Origin of the sequence: Bradyrhizobium nivariense, assembly GCF_029846695.2 — a bacterium.
GTDB lineage: Bacteria > Pseudomonadota > Alphaproteobacteria > Rhizobiales > Xanthobacteraceae > Bradyrhizobium.
In genome coordinates, this window is sequence record NZ_JARWCR020000189.1 from 1 (window position 1) to 1200 (window position 1200).

At 60.2% G+C, this 1200-nt stretch carries 3 protein-coding genes; 2 read left to right on the forward strand and 1 reads right to left on the reverse strand.

Features of this window, described 5'->3' with window-relative positions; all coding sequences use genetic code 11:
- Positions 1–286 (forward strand): hypothetical protein (locus QCM77_RS45865; RefSeq protein WP_280097134.1); only part of this gene is annotated, 286 nt, incomplete at its 5' end.
- Between the two features lie 473 nt (positions 287–759).
- Here QCM77_RS45865 and QCM77_RS45870 read toward each other — a convergent pair.
- The gene (locus tag QCM77_RS45870; protein WP_279669303.1) at positions 760–906 is read right to left on the reverse strand and encodes a hypothetical protein; all 147 of its coding nucleotides are present in this window, start codon (positions 904–906) and stop codon (positions 760–762) included.
- 29 nt (positions 907–935) lie between these two features.
- Here QCM77_RS45870 and QCM77_RS45875 point away from each other — a divergent pair.
- Positions 936–1200 (forward strand): hypothetical protein (locus QCM77_RS45875; protein WP_280097135.1); only part of this gene is annotated, 265 nt, incomplete at its 3' end.

Here is a 1200-nt window from a genome sequence, read left to right on the forward strand (position 1 = left end):
AGCCTTGACGACCGCACCCCGGATCAAGCCTACTTCGATCTTCCTCCGCTCCGCGCGGCGGCCTAACACCGGCAGAGTCTCCACTTATCGACGCGGAATTTTTGTTCAGACAATCGGGACCGGCTCTCTCTTTCATTTTTGGAACTCACGTGAGCAAAAAGATGGCCCCAACTCCGGGCAATGGGCGGTGAAGCTGGGGCCAATCGGCGTCGCCCTTGGGGAAGGGCATCGGGAAAACTCGGCAATCTGCAAAGCGTTCCGCCTGCCGGCTGTCAGCGATCCTTAACCTTCAAGGTTGACCGTCTCTTCTTGCCTGCTCGCCTTTTTGACTTCAGGACGTCGGCTTGGCTTTTGAAGGCGCGTGCTAAGGCTTGTAGTTCCTGAGATACCTGCCTTTGCAGCGCGCGGCCTTTTCAGCTTGCTTCCGCAGTTGTTTGATCTCCTTCGCCATGGAACACTCCGTTGCGCATCGGAAGTTTGGCCCGCAGATAATTATATCATCTCGCCGCCCGGTGAGGAGCCGGACATACGTGCCCGACCTGTGCAGCTCAAGCCATCCGCGTTCGAAGTCGCGACCGCTACACCAAGGTGCATCGAAAGTTGGGACCTGTAAGCCTGTTGCTTACCGGGCCAGCACTCTATCGCCGCAAGCCCACGTCGTCCAATCGCGCTCTTCGCGCCACTGCTCGAAATCGGCTTCCGTCCGCTTGGATAAGAACGCCGCGCGGCGCGCCTAGGTCGTGCCGGGTTCGGCGCTTGTCACTCCAGAACATCGTATTCGAATGCCACGCCCTCGGGGTCGTTCTCCTCGAACCATTTTTCTGCGGCATCCGCATTGGCGAAGACTTTGATGTGGTCGGCGTCGCCGACCTGCCTGCTCGTGTTGACGTAGACAAAGACGGTCATTGGTCTCTCTTCAGCTTGCGCCGGCCCCAATGCGGCTCTCTGCGGTTCGGGGTGAACTCCCGAACGTGATGGCGGTTCAATGCCCGCATGACGCCGACCCGCGCGAACATCGTCGGGCCGCCAAGATCGGCTACCAGCATCAGCGCCTCGATGGCGGCCTGCCATTCTGGCGCATCATGCTCGCGCTTCGGCAGCTCCGTGATGAAGGTGGCGGCATCGTGCGGGGTGATCAGCTTGCGGCGATCAGACAGCGGGATGGGATCATCGAATGCGCGCGCCAGCCCTTGTCAGGCA

What these genes read in the sequence shown, in the direction of transcription:
- QCM77_RS45870 (WP_279669303.1), bottom strand. Translation starts at nt 906, where the DNA reads ATGACCGTCTTTGTCTACGTCAACACGAGCAGGCAGGTCGGCGACGCC.